The organism is Rhodobacter capsulatus SB 1003 (assembly GCF_000021865.1).
In the GTDB taxonomy this organism is placed as follows: domain Bacteria; phylum Pseudomonadota; class Alphaproteobacteria; order Rhodobacterales; family Rhodobacteraceae; genus Rhodobacter; species Rhodobacter capsulatus_B.
Genome location: NC_014034.1, coordinates 162501 through 177782, shown reverse-complemented (window position 1 = coordinate 177782; position 15282 = coordinate 162501). Strand labels below are relative to the sequence as shown.

Annotated in this window: 8 protein-coding genes, 1 tRNA gene, 2 rRNA genes and 1 riboswitch (1 of these 12 cut by a window edge); of the genes, 4 read left to right on the top strand and 7 right to left on the bottom strand. The window is 66.7% G+C overall.

Translation table 11 applies throughout. The annotated features are described in order from the left end of the window. Positions 1–151: 151 nt before the first annotated feature. From RCAP_RS00810 to RCAP_RS00795, 4 genes are read right to left on the bottom strand one after another with little or no spacing between them, the layout of a single operon-like run. A complete protein-coding gene (locus RCAP_RS00810; protein WP_013065902.1) occupies positions 152–1537 on the bottom strand; it encodes an ATP-binding cassette domain-containing protein in 1386 nt (461 codons plus the stop codon). Further along, positions 1534–2307: an ABC transporter permease gene (locus tag RCAP_RS00805; protein ID WP_013065901.1), complete on the bottom strand. Its 774-nt coding sequence runs from the start codon at positions 2305–2307 to the stop codon at positions 1534–1536. Before RCAP_RS00805 ends, RCAP_RS00810 begins: the two co-directional genes overlap by 4 nt. Beyond that, positions 2304–3248, bottom strand: a complete 945-nt coding sequence (locus RCAP_RS00800; protein ID WP_013065900.1) for an ABC transporter permease — start codon at positions 3246–3248, stop codon at positions 2304–2306. Before RCAP_RS00800 ends, RCAP_RS00805 begins: the two co-directional genes overlap by 4 nt. Next, a complete protein-coding gene (locus RCAP_RS00795; protein ID WP_013065899.1) occupies positions 3245–4747 on the bottom strand; it encodes an ABC transporter substrate-binding protein in 1503 nt (500 codons plus the stop codon). The genes RCAP_RS00800 and RCAP_RS00795 overlap by 4 nt, the downstream gene beginning before the upstream one ends. Positions 4748–5049: 302 nt before the next feature. Next, positions 5050–5269, bottom strand: a riboswitch (cobalamin riboswitch). Between the two features lie 188 nt (positions 5270–5457). On the opposite strand from RCAP_RS00795, the gene hutW reads away from it, so the two are divergent. From hutW to RCAP_RS00775, 4 genes are all read left to right on the top strand, one after another. Then, complete coding sequence (gene hutW / locus RCAP_RS00790) at positions 5458–6840, top strand: heme anaerobic degradation radical SAM methyltransferase ChuW/HutW (RefSeq protein ID WP_013065898.1); 1383 nt, start codon at positions 5458–5460, stop codon at positions 6838–6840. Between the two features lie 11 nt (positions 6841–6851). After that, positions 6852–7349: a heme utilization cystosolic carrier protein HutX gene (hutX, locus tag RCAP_RS00785; RefSeq protein WP_013065897.1), complete on the top strand. Its 498-nt coding sequence runs from the start codon at positions 6852–6854 to the stop codon at positions 7347–7349. 141 nt (positions 7350–7490) lie between these two features. Continuing rightward, positions 7491–8054: a YdcF family protein gene (locus RCAP_RS00780; RefSeq protein WP_013065896.1), complete on the top strand. Its 564-nt coding sequence runs from the start codon at positions 7491–7493 to the stop codon at positions 8052–8054. Continuing rightward, the gene (locus RCAP_RS00775; RefSeq protein WP_013065895.1) at positions 8047–11913 is read left to right on the top strand and encodes an amino acid adenylation domain-containing protein; all 3867 of its coding nucleotides are present in this window, start codon (positions 8047–8049) and stop codon (positions 11911–11913) included. Before RCAP_RS00780 ends, RCAP_RS00775 begins: the two co-directional genes overlap by 8 nt. Before the next feature lie 199 nt (positions 11914–12112). Here the strand turns inward: RCAP_RS00775 and RCAP_RS00770 are convergent. The 3 genes from RCAP_RS00770 to RCAP_RS00760 all read right to left on the bottom strand — a co-directional run. Continuing rightward, a tRNA-Met gene (locus RCAP_RS00770) sits at positions 12113–12189 on the bottom strand. A gap of 69 nt (positions 12190–12258) precedes the next feature. After that, positions 12259–12373: ribosomal RNA gene (gene rrf / locus RCAP_RS00765) — 5S ribosomal RNA — on the bottom strand. Positions 12374–12520: 147 nt separating this feature from the next. Further along, positions 12521–15282, bottom strand: a 23S ribosomal RNA gene (locus RCAP_RS00760); it runs 73 nt beyond the window's last position.

Below are 15282 nucleotides of genomic sequence, written 5' to 3'. Positions count from 1 at the left end.
CGTCGCGTTGCCGGGATCTTGTGCTGTTGTTCGCGGCCCCCTCCTACGGTCGCATCGGATCGAAGATCAACCCGGCGATTCGACGCTCCGGCGTCGATTTTCGCCCGCCGTCTTGCCGCGGCCGCAGCCTGAGCCCGGCCGCGGACCCGGGTCAGCCCGGCATGAGCCGGATCACCCGGTCACAGATCGCCTCGAGCAGGGCAAGGTCATGGCTGACGATCACCATCGCCATGCCGGTCTCGCGGCCGATCCCGACCATCAGCCTGATCGTCAGCGCCTGCGTCACCGGATCCAGCCGCGAGGTGGGCTCGTCGGCGAACAGGAACGCGAGATCCAGCAGCAACGCCCGCAAAAGCGCGATGCGCTGCAACTCGCCGCCCGACACCGCCGCAGGTCGGCGCGCCAGAAGATCGGGCGCCAGCTTCAGCCGGTCGAGCAGCGGGGCCACCCTTGCCGGATCGATCCGATGCCGCGCCAGCAGGTCGTCCAGCCCCTCGGCCAGCGTGATCCGCGCCGGAAAGGCGGCGGGCGGATCCTGCCAGAGCTTCTGAAAGGCAAGTTTCGGCACTGCCGGGTCCCGCCACAGCCTGCCCTGATGCGGCAAAAGCCCCAAAAGCGCATTGCCAAGGCTCGACTTGCCGCAGCCCGACGGCCCCGCCACGCCCAGAACCTGCCCGGGCGAAAGGGTGAAATCGAGCGGCGCAAACAGGGTTCGCCCGTCGCGCGCCACCGTGAAACGCTCGGCCCGCAGCAGCGGCGCGGCCTCGGGCATCGGATCGGGGCGCGGCCAATGCGCCGGATCGGCGGCGATCAGCGCTTGCGTATAGGGATGTTCGGGCGCCGCCAGCACCCGTTCGGCCGAGCCGCGTTCGACCACCGTGCCGCCCTGCATCACCAGGATCTCGCCGCCCAGGCCTGCCGCCAGCGTCAGATCATGGGTGATCGTCAAAAGCCCGCCGCCGCCCTCAAGCCCGCGCCGCAACAGCGCCAGCACGTCATCGCGCCGGTCGCTGTCGAGCCCCTTGGTCGGCTCGTCGGCCACGGTGATCCGCGCCCCGCACGCCCGCGCCGCCGCAAAGGCCAGCCGTTGCGCCATGCCGCCCGAAAGCTGCCAGGGGTATTTCGCCCCCGCCCCCTCCAGTCCCAGCGCCGCCAGATCGGCGCTGGCGCGGTCGTCCGGCGCGGGATCGCCCGCCACCAGATCATGCACCTCGGCGACCTGACGTTGCCCGCGCATCAACGGGTCGAGCGCCAGCCAGGGCTCTTGCGGCAGAACCGCGATCGCGCGCCCCCAAAGCGCCCGGCTGCCCTGCGGCCGGGCCGGGTCAAGCCGCGTCTCCCCCACCGTCAGCGTGCCGCCCGCCAAAAGTCCGCCCGGCAAGGTGCCCAGAAGCGCCTGCGCCAGCAGGCTCTTGCCAGAGCCGCTTTCGCCCAGCACCGTCACCGCCCGACCGGCGGGCAGATCGAGCGAAACCGGGTCCAGCAGCCGCTCGGCCCCGGCGGTCACGGTGATGTCTTTTGCCTGCAACAGGGTCATTCGCGGCCTCCGGCAATCAGGTTGAGAGAGAGAAGCAGCGCGAAACAGGCCGCGACGGGTTGCAGCAGCGCAAAGGGCGCCTCGCGCCAGCTCGGCAGCAGCTCGACCATCATCAGGCCGAGTTCCGGCGTCGGCGCGCGCATGCCGACGCTGACAAAGCCCAGCGCGGCGATGGCGGCGATGGCATTGGCGACGCCGAAGGCCGTGGCGGTGCGCAGCATCGGGCCGATCTCGGGCCAGAGGATGCGGCGAAACACCCAGAGCGGGCCGAAGCCCTGCAGCGTGGCGGCCTCGACCGCGGGGCTGGCAAGCTGGCTGCGCGCGACGGACCGGGTCAGGCGGAAGAACTCGATCCATTGCACCGCCGCCAAACCCGCCCAGAAGGCCAGCGGCGTCGAAGGCAGGATCACCCCCATCATCAGCACCATCAGAAGCGCGGGCAGGGCCAGCACGCTGTCGGCCAGAAGCGACAGGCCGCGGTCGATCCAGCCGCCGCGCCAGCTGGCCAGCGCCCCAAGCGCGATGCCCAGAACGGCGGCGGTCGCGGTGGCGGCAAAGGCGATCGTCAGCGACAGCCGCAGCGCCTGCGACAGCCGCGCGAACATCGACCGGCCCAGATGATCATAGCCGAACCAGGCCTGCGCATCCGGCCCGGCCAGCACCCGCAGCAGCGCCTGTTTGAACGGCCCCACCGGATCGAGCAGCGGCCCGATCAGCACAAAAGCCACCAGCACGGCCAGCAGGCCAAGCCCGAGATGTCTTGCCCTCATGCCCGGACCTCCCGCGGGTCGATGCGGCGCAGGGCCAGATCGATCAGCGTGTTGAGAAGGACGAAGGACAGCCCCATCACCAGCGCCGTTCCCTGCACCATCGGCACGTCGCGGTGAAACACCGCATGGATCAGCGCATGGCCGATGCCGGGCCAGCCGAAGATGGTTTCGACCACCACGACGCCCTCGGCCAGCAGCACGAATTGCAGGCCGAGATAGGTCAGCAGCGGGGCGGCGATGGCCCGCAACCCATGGTGCAGCAGCACCTGTCCGTCGCTCAGCCCCTTGGTGCGGGCAAAGGCATGGGCGGGGCTTGCGGCAAAGGCCGCCATCGCATCGCGGGCAATCCGCGCCGAGGCCGCAGCCAGCCCCAGCGCCAGCGTCAGCCCGGGCAGGACCAGATGGCGGATGTCCCCGTGCCCCGCGGCGGGCAACAGCTGCAGCTGCACCGCAAGAACCACGATCAGCACGAGGCCAAGCAGGAATTGCGGCACCGCGCGAAAGGCCGCCGCCGCCACCAGCAGCGCGCGGTCAAACCGCCCCCCGGCCCGCAGACCGGCGTAAATGCCCAGCGGCGGCCCGATCAGCAGCGAGAGCCCCAGCGCCACCGCCGCCAGCTGCAGGCTGGCGCCCAGCTGATGCGCGATCTCCTGCCAGACCGGCAGGCCCGAGACCATCGAGCGGCCCAGATCCAGCCGCGCCAGATCGGCCATCCACTGGGCGAACAGCACCAGCGGCCCGGCGCCCAGGTTCAGCTCGGTCCGCACCGCCTCGGCCAGATCGGCCGAGGCAAGGTCATAGCCATACCGCGCCGCGGCGATGCGAAAGGCCATGTCCCCGGGCATGGCCCGCATCATCAGAAACGACATCACGCCGACAACCAGCGCGACGCCCGCCGCCTGCAACAGGCGGAAGGCAAGGGTCCGAAGCGCGAAGGTCACTGCACGATCTCCGCCGATTTCAGCCCGAAGGTCCGTTCATAGGGGTCGATCACGATCCCCTTGACGGAGTTCGACACCGCCGCCGTCTGCTGATACCAGGCGATCGGCACGACCGGCAGCTCGGCCTGCAAGGTCGCGGACAGCGCGGCTTTTTCGGCCGCCGTGCCGCCCCCGGCCGCGATCTTGCGCACCGCTGCGGTGAAGGCGGGATTGTCCCAGCCCATCGCCCCCCAATCGCCCGTGGGGGCGTAATCCTGCATCAGCGTGCCGACCGGATCGGGGACCAGCGCGAAATTGCGGGCAAAGAGCGCCATCTGCAGCGTTCCGGCCGCATGTTTTGCCGGGATTTCCGAGGAGTTGGTGGCATTGATCGTCACCGCGATGCCGACCTCGCGCAGCATCTGCTCCAGCACCGCCGCCGTCAGCGGCAGTTCCGGCCGGTCGGGATAGGTCAGCAGCTCGACCGCAAAGGGCTGGCCGTCATGTTGCAAGATGCCATCGGGCCCGGGCAGCCAGCCCGCCGCGGCAAAGGCGGCCTTGGCGGCTTCGGGGTCGTAACCGAGCGGCGCCAGCGCCGGATCATGCCAGGCCGCCATCGCGGGCGGGAACATCTGCGTCGCCGCCGCCGGATAGCGCAGGACCGCCTGCGCCAGCCCGGCCCGGTCGATCGCCAAGGACAGCGCCCGCCGTTCTTCGACCGTGTCAAAGAAGGGCGCGGCGGCATTCAGTTTCAGCAACAGCACCCGCGGCAGCGAGACGGAATGCACGGTGACGGTCTTGACCGAGGCAAGCCGGGTGACCGAGGCGGGATCAAGGTTCACCACCAGTCCCGCATCGCCCGATTCCGCCATCAAGGCCCGGGTCTCGGCCCGGCTGACGCCTGCGTAATGGATCGCCTCCAGCTTGGCGGGGCCGCCCCAATAGCCATCGAACCGCAGGGCTTCCAGCCGCAGCGGCGGCTCCAGCACGGTCACCCGGAACGCCCCGGTGCCGATCAGCGCCGTCACCGTGCCATCCGCGGCATAGGCGGCAGGGGCCAGAATCCCGGTGCGATATTCGGCAAGGAAGGCGGGCAGGGCGGCAAACGGGGTCTTGAGGGTGATCACCACCTCCTCGGCTTCGGCGGCAATCGCGGCCACCGGCGCCTTGGCCAGGATGCCTTCCTTTTTCCACGACCAGGTCAGGGCCAGCGCGGCGGCCTCGGCGGTCAGCGGGCTGCCGTCATGGAACCGCACGCCGGGGCGGATGTGAAAGCGCCAGACCAGCCCGTCCTCCGACACCGACCAGCGATCCGACAGCCCGGGCAACAGCGCCCCGGTCGCATCGCTGTTCACCAGCGTTTCCATCACGTCGAGCTTGAGGAAGATGTCCCCCGACAGAAGCGGATCGGCCGCCTTGATCTCGAAGGGCGCGGCGATATCAAGCGTCACCGGATCGGCCAGAACCGGCAGCGCGGGCAAGGCCGCGATCAGCGCGGCAAAGGAAAGGCGGGAAAGCAAGAGCGGTCTCCGTATGTTATGTAATTACGTATTATTCGCCTGCCCTGCAAAGCGCAAGGAAGGCGGGGCCCCCTGGCCGGATCGGCAAGGATCAGCGCGCGGCGGTCAGCTCAAGACGGTGCCCCGACCGGGACGGTCCGGGGCGGAGGGATGGCGAAGGCGCGCAGCAGGATCATGGGTCGTTCCTCTCTGGGCCGTGCGGGCACGGCATTCCGAAAGGACGGACGGGATGAGGCACGCGGCAGACCGCGGCCTGCCCCGGGCCAGACGCACACCCCGGCGTCCGGACTGGCACCCGGACAGATCCGGGCGCATCACAGGCAGGTCTCCTGGCTTGCGGGTCTTCGCTTTGCCGGCCTTCCCGGACCGGCAGGCCCAGTGGCATCTTCGGCATCGCTCGCCGCTCACAGTTGCGGGGGCAGCCACGGATTTGGCGCCTGATGGCTACACCGCACCGTATTCCCTCTTTCCCCCCCTGGTGCGTGACGCCGCCTGCGGGGGACCGATGACGCCCCCAAGGGCCACAACCGCAAGGGATTGTCAATCGCCCCGGCGCGGCGGCCCGCCTCTTGACAAAATTACTCGGAATTCCTTTCTATCACCCAGGCCCCGGCTTGGGGTCGTGTTGCCCAGCATGTCGCCAGGTCATTGCCGCAAGGTGAAAGGTTCGACATGCCCGCGTTTTCCCCCCGCCCCTTCCGGTGCCCGGCATGACCGCGGCCCTGACGCGTCTGACCGCCCCGCCTGCGGTCGAGAGCTTCTTTGCCACGATCGGCGCCGATCCGCTGTCCTGCGCCTTCCCGCGCAAGGGCGGCGCGCATCCGGGCGGGCCGATGGCGCCGGTGCCCGAGGCGCAGCTGGCCGCCACCTGGGACCGGCTGATGGCCACCCCGCGCAGCCGCCGCGCCGTCGCCTATGTCCATATCCCGTTTTGCGAAAACCACTGCCTGTTTTGCGGCTTTTACCAGAACGCCTGGCGGCCCGATCTGGGCACTTCCTATGTCGATGCGCTGATCGCGCAGCTGAGGGGCTTTGCCCGGCACCCCGCGCAGGAGGGGCCGCCGCTGCAGGCGGTCTATCTGGGCGGCGGCACGCCCACGGCGCTTTCTGCCCCCGACATCGCCCGGCTGGTCCGCGCGCTGCGCAGCCATCTGCCGCTGGCGCCCGATTGCGAGATCACGCTGGAAGGCCGGGTCCATTCCTTCGGCCTTGAAAAGGCGCGGGCGGCCTTTGACGCCGGGGTGACGCGGATCTCGCTTGGGGTGCAAAGCTTCTCCGATGCGATCCGCCGCCCGCTGGGCCGCAAGGCCAGTCGTGCCGAAATCCTTCAGGCGCTGCAAGGGCTTGTGACGCTTGATCAGGGCGCGGTGATCGTCGATCTGATCTATGGCCTGCCCGGTCAGAGCCCCGAGGATGTCGCCGCCGACGTGCGGCTTTGCGCCGATCTGGGGCTCGACGGGCTGGACCTTTACGCGCTGAACCTGATCCCCGGAACGCCGCTTCTGACCGCGATCGAAAAGGGCAAGAAACAGGTGGCCGCCCCCGACCGGCTGGGCCATTTCTTCGCCGCAGGCGAGGCCGCGGCCGAGGAAATGGGCTGGCGGCCGATCTCCACTTCGCATTGGCAGGGCAGCCTGCGCGAACGCTCGGTCTATAATCTTGCGGTCAAAAGCGGGGCGGATTGCCTTGCCTTCGGCGCGGGCGCGGGCGGCTTTCTGGGCGATCTGAGCTTTCGGCTGACCCCCGATCTGGCGCGCTATTCCGGGCAGGCGGCCGCGGGCACCGGGCTTGTCGCGGGGATGATGCGGCAGGCGGCCAGCGCCCCCGTCGCCCAGGCGATCAAGGCCGGGATGGAGCGCGGGATGCTCGATCTTGCCCGTGCCGAAACCGCGCTGAGAACGCTGATCCCCGCCCCCGGCCTCAGCCTGACCGATCATTTCGCGCCGCTGCTGGCGCAATGGCAGGCGGCCGGGCTTTGGGCGCCAGAGCACCGCTTTTACCGGCTGAGCCGCGCCGGACGGTTCTGGCAGGTGCCGATGACCACCCGCCTTCTGGGCTGGCTTGCCCACCACCCCGACCTTTCCCGAAACTGACGGAGACAGAGATGCCCCAGACGATTGCCGAAGCCCTGGCCGCCACCCCCCATGCGGCGCTGGAAGACATTGCCCGCGCGGCCGATACCACACCGCTTGCGGTGCTTGCCGCCCTGCCCGCGGGCGAGGTGACCGCCCTGCCCGGGACGCTGATGGTCGAGGTTCTGGACGCGATGGCGGGCTGGGGCGAGATCACCCTTGTCGTCAACACCGGCCCGGTGATCCTCGAGGCCAAGGCGCCGCTGCAGGGCGGCACCGTCGCGCAGGGGATGTACAACTTCAAGGGCAAACCGATCGGCGGCCATCTGAAAATCGACGCCTGCGCCTGCGTCGCCTTTGTCAGGCGCAAGCTCTTTGGCAGCGAAACCCGCTCGGTGCAGTTTTACGACACCGCGGGCGGCTGCATGTTCAAGGTCTATCTGGGCCGCGATGCCAGCCGCCAGATGATCCCCGCGCAGATCGCCGCCTTTGACGCGCTGGAAAGCCGGCTCTGCGCGGCGGTGGCCTGAGCGGCGCTTTGACCGGGCGCGGCGCGGGTCGGTCGCGCAACCGCCGATGTCAGCGCCGCCGGGCAGCTGCCGTTTCCGGTTGTCCCGGGATCGATATCGTCTATGGTCCGGCGCCGAATGCGCCGAAGCAAAGGACGCACTGTGGATCTCTACGATAGCCGAAACGCCATCAGCGCCTTCCTGTTCAAGAAATGCCCGCCGGAGCCCGTGGATCTGGCCTTTGTCTTCTGCAGCCCGTCGGTCAGCAGCCTGCATCCGGCCATCGCGCTTTACAGGTCGGGGCTGACCCGGACCCTGCTGATCTCGGGCGCGGGCACGGCCGTCGACGGATCGGCGGAATGGTCCTTTTATCGCGATCATGCGCTGCGCGCGGGCGTGGCGGAAAGCGCGTTGCTGCTGGAAAAGAACGCCCGCAATACCGCCGAGAATGCCGCTTTCGGGGCGGCGCTGATCGGGACGGAACTGGGCTGGGCGAAGATCCGCAGCCTTGCCGTTTGTGCCAAGCCCTTTCACATGCGCCGCGCCCTCATGACCCTGCGCCGACATGTGCCGCCCGAGGTGCGGCTGGTTGCCCAGCCCCCCGACGATCCCGGCGATCTGTCCGCGGAAACCTGGTGGCAGACGGCGCAGGGCCGCAAGCGCATCTTCACCGAACTGGGAAAGATCGGCGAATATGCGCTGAAGGGAGATCTGGGCGATGTCTGACCGGACCCGGCTGCACCTGATCGGTGTCGGCGGCAGCGGCATGTTGCCACTGGCGCTTCTGCTCCGGCAGGCGGGCCATCCGGTGACCGGCAGCGACGATCTTTGCGCCCCGGCGCGTCTGGACCTGCTGCACGCGCAGGGGATATCGGTCCTGTCCGGCGCGGATCCGGCGCTTGCGCGGGCCGCGGATTGTGTCATAGCCAGCCCGGCCATTCCCGAGACCCATGTGGAACGACGGGCGGCCCGGCGCGCGGGCCTGCCCGTCAAGAGCCGCGCCCGGGCGCTGGCCGAGGTGATCGCCGACCGGCAGACCATCTGCGTGGCGGGCAGCCATGGCAAGTCGACGGTGACGGCGATGCTCATCCACATCCTGAGCGCCGCGGGGCAGGAGGATTTCGGCTACATGCTGGGGGCCGCCTTTGCCGATGCCGCCCGTCTTCCCGCGCGGCTGGGGGCGCCCGATGCACCTTTCGTGACCGAAGCCTGCGAAGCCCATGGCGCCTTGGCAGCCTGGCAGCCCTCGCTGGCGATCCTGACCAATCTCGATGACGAACACGCCGATCACTACGGCGGGCTGCCCGGGCTGAGACGCGCGGTCGCGGACTTCCTGTCGCGGCTGCCGCCAGAGGGGCGGGCGGTGGCCTGCGGCGACGATCCGCAGGTTCTCGACCTCCTGCGCCGGGCACGCTGTGCGGCGCTGACCTATGGCCTCGGCGCGGACAATGACCTGCGGGCGGTTCCCGACGGGACGGGGGGCGCCACCGTCTTTCTGAACGGAACCGACCTGGGGCGGCTCTCGCTGATCGTTCCGGGGCGCCACAACCTGCGCAATGCGCTGGCCGCCCTCGGAATGGCGCTGACCCTTGGCATCGGGTTTGCGACCGCGGCCGGGGCGCTGGCAGACTTCCCGGGACTCGCGCGGCGGCTGCAACCTGTGGCCCCGGGAAACCGGCTGCGCCTCTTTGACGATTTCGCCCATCACCCGGCCGAGATCGAGGCCGCGCTGGCCGTCCTGCGCGAGACGACGGAGGGGCGGCTGATCGCGATCTTCGAGCCGCAGCTGCACAGCCGGATCACGCTCATGGCCGCGCGCTTCGCGCAGGCCCTTGGGGCGGCGGATCACAGCTATCTGCTGCCGGTGGTCGCGCTGGGCGAAACCGCCCAAGCCGGGAACGGCGATGCCGCGCTGGCCGAAGCCTGCCGCGCCGGGGGGCTTTCCTGCGACCATGTTTCGGACATGTCAGAGCTGCTGGCGCGGTTGCAGGCAGACCTGCAAGGCGACGAGACGCTTGTCGTGATGGCGGGCGGCAGCGGCGCGGCGATCGCCCCGCGGATCGCGCAGGCGCTGTCGCATCCGCCCGGGCCCCGTGCCGCGGCCGCGCCGAACATCCTGATCGGCGAAAGACGGCCCCCGCCGCCGGATCTGCTGACCCTTGTCGCGGCGCAGGCGCGGCGGCGGCCCCGGGCGCCCGCCGTCGAAATGGGGCACCGCCGTCTGAGCTACGCCGATCTTGTGCAGCGCAGCGACGACCTTGCCGCAAGCCTTGCCGCGGCGGGCGTCGGGGCAGGCGACAGCGTCGGCGTCTGTCTTGGCCGGACGGTGGACCGGGTGACCGCCTTTCTGGCCACGCTGCAGCTTGGCGGCGTCTTCGTGCCGCTCGACCCGGCCCTGCCGGAGGAGCGGCTGCGCCAGATGCTGGACACCGCGGCGGTGCGGACGGTCGTGGTGAATGCCGCAAGCCCGGCCCTGCCGGACATCGGCCTGCGCATCGTCCCTTGCGGTCCGCTGCCGGAACGGGGCGAAGCCGCCGCGCCGCAGTGGCAACCGCAGCCCCCGGCGGCCGGGGCGCCCGCCTACATGATCTTCACCTCCGGCACGACCGGGGAACCGAAGGCGGTCGAGATTTCACGCGGCGGGCTGGCCAATTACGCGGCCGCGGCGGTCCGGCATTTCGAGATCACCGCCGAGGCGCGGGTGTCGCAGCTCAGCGGCTTCGGCTTCGATGTCTCGGTGGGGGACATGGCGATGGCGCTGGCCGCCGGGGCCTGTCTCGTCTGCCCCTCGGATCTGCAGGCGATCCCCGGCCCGCCGGTCGGCCGCTTCATCGCCGAGGCCCGGCTGACGCATCTGTCGCTGACGCCCTCGGCGCTGGCGATCATCCCGCCCGCAGAGCATCCGCAGCTGACCCATGTGATCGTCGCCGGAGAGGCCTGCCCGCCCGCGCTGGTGGAGCGCTGGGGCAAGGGGCGGGTCTTCCTCAACGCCTACGGGCCGACGGAAGCCACGGTCGAGGCCCTGTTCGCCCGCTGCACGCCCGGCCAGCCCGTCCGCATCGGCCGGCCCATCGACAACATGGGCGCCTGCCTGATGACCAGGTCCCTAACGCTTGCCGCACCGGGAGAGGAGGGCGAGCTGTGCCTGTTCGGGCCCGGCCTTGCCTCCGGATACCGGCACCAGCCCGGGCTGAGCGCACAACACTTCCCGGTGGTCGATCTTCCCGGTCTTGGTCCGACCCGGATCTATCGCACCGGGGACCGGGCACGGCTGGGGGCCGATGGCGGCTTCGTCTATCTCGGTCGGCTGGACAGCCAGCTGAAGGTCAACGGCCATCGCCTCGAGCCCGGCGAGGTCGAGGCGGCGCTTTGCAGCCTGCCCGGCGTGATCGATGCGGCCGTCTCGCGCCTTGCCACGCCTCAGGGCGCCGACCGTCTGATCGCCCATCTGGTGATGGCCCCCGGCGCCCCCGCGCCCGATCCGGTCGCGCTGCGCATGCGGCTGGCGCAACAGCTGCCGTCCTGGATGGTGCCCTCGGTCTTCCTGCCCGTGCCCGAGATTCCGCGCAATTCCAACGGCAAGCGCGACCGCAGCGCCCTGCCGGTGCCGCCGCAGCTGACCCGGCCCGCAACGGCCCGCAGCACCGGCACCGCGACCGAGGCGCAGCTGATGGCGCTGATCGACCGGGAATTCGGGACCGGCATCGTCACCGGCACGCGGGACAGCCTGCACGCGGCCGGGCTCGATTCCCTGTCGATGGCGAACCTGCTGTTCGCGATCGAGGCGGCTTTCGGCATCACGCTGGATGCCGGGTTCGAGGCCGGTCTTGATACGGTCGAAGTCCTGGGGCTGATGGTGGATGCACGGCGCAAGGCACCGCCTGCCGCCGCCGCCCCCGGGATCGAGAACGCGCTGGCCGCCAGGATCCTGCCCTATCTGGCGACCTGGCCCGGTCGGCGGCTTGGCCGCGCCGGGCTGGTGCGCAGCCTGTGCGACGCCGGGCCGCTTCCGCAGCTGTTCTGGTGCTTCCAGACCGGCAAGGAACTGTCGCGGCTGACCGAATGCCTGAACGGGGCGGTGTCGCTTTACGGGCTGCGCTCGGGGCATCTTGCCGTCGACTACAGTGCCGAGACGCTGGCGGCCTTCGGTCGGCTCTATGCGGACGAGATCGCGGCGATCGCGCCGACCGGTCCGCTGTATCTGGGCGGGAATTGTCAGGGCGGCCTCGTGATCCGCGAGGCCGGGCAGGAACTGATGCGTCGGGGTCGGGACGTCGCCCTGACCATCCTGATGGAGCAGGGCCGCTTCCTGCATTACCCGGGCGTCACCTTGCTGCTGTTCGGCGCGGGCAGCTATCTCAATCCCTATGGCCAGATGGCGGCACCGGAGCAGGTATTCCGCGAGGCCTATCCCGCGGGCCATCACGTCGAGATCCTCCCCGGGGCGCATGGGCAGTATTTCACGCCCGGCAATGCCGAGGTCCTGGCGGCGACGATCCTGCGTCATCTCGACCGCCACCGATCGGCCCCGGCTCTGCCCCCCACCTGCCACGAAGCCCGGTTTGCGCGGCGCGACGCCGGATGAGCAATCACCCGCCGTGACCCTTTATCGCCCGCCGCACGGCGTCACGATCCCCTCCTCGTCAATGAAACGGCAAAGCTCCGATCGTCTGCTCCTTCAGGTTGGGCAGACTCTCCATCACAGCGAGAGAACTTCCGCGGGGCAGGTCAGACGCAAAAGCAAAAGGCCCGCGGTTTTAGCGCGGGCTGTCGGCAATTGACTTTGGTTGCGGGGGCAGGATTTGAACCTGCGGCCTTCAGGTTATGAGCCTGACGAGCTACCGGGCTGCTCCACCCCGCGTTTGTCCCGAGGGCTGATTTGCGATCGGGGTATTGGTATCGTTATGAGAGAACGTTGGTTTCTTTCTAGGTTTGGCGGTGACCTACTCTCCCACGTCTTGAGACGCAGTACCATCGGCGTGTTGGCCCTTAACGGCCGAGTTCGGGATGGGATCGGGTGTTTAGCCAACGCTATGACCACCAAACCGAGGAAGAAGCCATGTCCAAGTCTGAGTACATTGAGAAGCGCTGCTGCCGCGGATGCGGCCACCGGCATTGCGCCGGCGCGGAGCGTTCTGTTTCTAACCAATGTGTATACTTGCTTTTGGTCCTGAGCCTTGCTGCTACTGGATCAAATCAAGCCAATCGGGCAATTAGTACCGGTCAACTGAATGCATTGCTGCACTTACATCTCCGGCCTATCGACGTGGTGGTCTTCCACGGCCCTCAAGGGATACCTTGTTTTGAGGGGGGCTTCACGCTTAGATGCCTTCAGCGTTTATCCTGTCCGTTCATAGCTACCCAGCACTACCGTTGGCACGATAACTGGTCCACCAGTGGAACGTTCACCCCGGTCCTCTCGTACTAGGGGCAACTCCTCTCAAGTATCCTACACCCACGGCAGATAGGGACCGAACTGTCTCACGACGTTCTAAACCCAGCTCACGTACCTCTTTAAATGGCGAACAGCCATACCCTTGGGACCTGCTCCAGCCCCAGGATGAGATGAGCCGACATCGAGGTGCCAAACGATGCCGTCGATATGGACTCTTGGGCATCATCAGCCTGTTATCCCCAGAGTACCTTTTATCCGTTGAGCGATGGCCCTCCCACTTGGGACCACCGGATCACTATGACCGACTTTCGTCTCTGCTCGACTTGTCAGTCTTGCAGTCAGGCAGGCTTTTGCCATTGCACTCAACGACCGATTTCCGACCGGTCTGAGCCTACCTTCGCGCGCCTCCGTTACGATTTGGGAGGCGACCGCCCCAGTCAAACTCCCCACCATGCAGGGTCCCGGATCCGGATGACGGACCGCGGTTAGACATCAAGAGTGCGAAGGGTGGTATCTCAAGGGAGCCTCCACCGCGACTGGCGTCACGGCTTCAAAGGCTACCACCTATCCTGCACATCACAATCCTGATGCCAGTGCAAAGCTGGAGTAAAGGTTCATGGGGTCTTTCCGTCTAACCGCGGGTAGTGTGCATCTTGACACACAGTTCAATTTCGCTGAGTCCACGTTTGAGACAGCGGGGAGATCGTTACGCCATTCGTGCAGGTCGGAACTTACCCGACAAGGAATTTCGCTACCTTAGGACCGTTATAGTTACGGCCGCCGTTTACTGGGGCTTCAATTCGGAGCTTGCACCCCTCCTTTTAACCTTCCAGCACCGGGCAGGCGTCAGACCCTATACGTCGCCTTACGGCTTCGCAGAGCCCTGTGTTTTAAGTAAACAGTCGCCACCCCCTAGTTTGTGCCCCCCACCGATAGTTGCCTATCAATGGGGCCTCCTTCTCGCGAACTTACGGAGGCATTTTGCCGAGTTCCTTAAACGTGGTTCTCTCAAGCGCCTTGGTATACTCTACCTGTCCACCTGTGTCGGTTTAGGGTACGGTCATATGGAGGGCTATTTCCAGGGACACCGCAGCTGCCAGACCAATCCGATAAGGTCTGACAACAGTAAGCATCCGTCACATCCTCCTGGCCCAGGAATATTAACCTGGTTCCCATCGACTACGCCTTTCGGCCTCGCCTTAGGGGCCGGCTTACCCTGCTCAGATTAGCTTTAAGCAGGAACCCTTGGACTTTCGGCGAGAGGGTCTCTCACCCTCTTTGTCGCTACTCATGTCAACATTCTCGCTTCTGATCACTCCACCGGATCCCTCACAGGCCGGCTTCACAGTCAGCACCTGTCCGACCAAGGCTTTCCCGAAGGAGAGCTAAAGTCGGGCGGTGCTATATCACAGAACGCTCCGCTACCACGTGCATTGCTGCACATCCAAAGCTTCGGCTCGTGGCTTGAGCCCCGTTACATCTTCGCCGCAGGATCTCTTAACTAGACCAGTGAGCTGTTACGCTATCTTTAAAGGATGGCTGCTTCTAAGCCAACCTCCTGGTTGTTTTGGAAATCCCACATGCTTTCCCACTTAGCCACGAATTGGGGGCCTTAGCTGTTGGTCAGGGTTGTTTCCCTCTTCACGACGGACGTTAGCACCCGCCGTGTGTCTCCCGGATAGTACTCTGCGGTATTCGGAGTTTACTTAGACTCAGTAAGGCTGTGGGCCCCCATCATCCATGTAGTGCTCTACCCCCGCAGGTATTCGTCCGAGGCGCTACCTAAATAGCTTTCGCGGAGAACCAGCTATCTCCAGATTTGATTGGCCTTTCACCCCTAGCCACACCTCATCCGGACCCTTTTCAACGGGTGTCGGTTCGGACCTCCAGTTGGTGTTACCCAACCTTCATCCTGGACATGGCTAGATCATCTGGTTTCGGGTCTGATCCCACGAACTCGTCGCCCTTTTAAGACTCGCTTTCGCTGCGCCTACACCTATCGGCTTAAGCTTGCTCGTAAGACCAAGTCGTTGACCCATTATACAAAAGGTACGCCGTCACTTCTCAAGGAAGCTCCGACTGCTTGTAGGCGTCCGGTTTCAGAAACTGTTTCACTCCCCTCGTCGGGGTGCTTTTCACCTTTCCCTCACGGTACTGGTTCGCTATCGGTCAGCAAGGAGTACTTAGCCTTCGAGGGTGGTCCCCCGATCTTCAGACAGGATTACACGTGTCCCGCCCTACTTAATGCGTCCGATCAAACTTCGTGTACGGGGCTGTCACCCATATCGCTGGCCTTTCCAGACCATTCCACTCGTTCTCACGGCTCGGCTGGTCCGCGTTCGCTCGCCACTACTAACGGAGTATCGTTGATTTCCTTTCCTCCGGGTACTTAGATGTTTCAGTTCCCCGGGTTCGCTCTAAACCCCCTATGTATTCAGGAGTAAAGTACCTGGTTATGCCGATTAAGAAGTGCCATCAGGCAATCATAACCGACATTCAGGTGGGTTTCCCCATTCGGAGATTCATGGATCAAAGCTCATTCTCAGCTCCCCATGACTT

What these genes read in the sequence shown, in the direction of transcription:
- RCAP_RS00810 (WP_013065902.1), bottom strand. Translation starts at nt 1,537, where the DNA reads ATGACCCTGTTGCAGGCAAAAGACATCACCGTGACCGCCGGGGCCGAG.
- RCAP_RS00805 (WP_013065901.1), bottom strand. Translation starts at nt 2,307, where the DNA reads ATGAGGGCAAGACATCTCGGGCTTGGCCTGCTGGCCGTGCTGGTGGCT.
- hutW (WP_013065898.1), top strand. Translation starts at nt 5,458, where the DNA reads ATGACCGCGGCCCTGACGCGTCTGACCGCCCCGCCTGCGGTCGAGAGC.
- RCAP_RS00775 (WP_013065895.1), top strand. Translation starts at nt 8,047, where the DNA reads ATGTCTGACCGGACCCGGCTGCACCTGATCGGTGTCGGCGGCAGCGGC.
- hutX (WP_013065897.1), top strand. Translation starts at nt 6,852, where the DNA reads ATGCCCCAGACGATTGCCGAAGCCCTGGCCGCCACCCCCCATGCGGCG.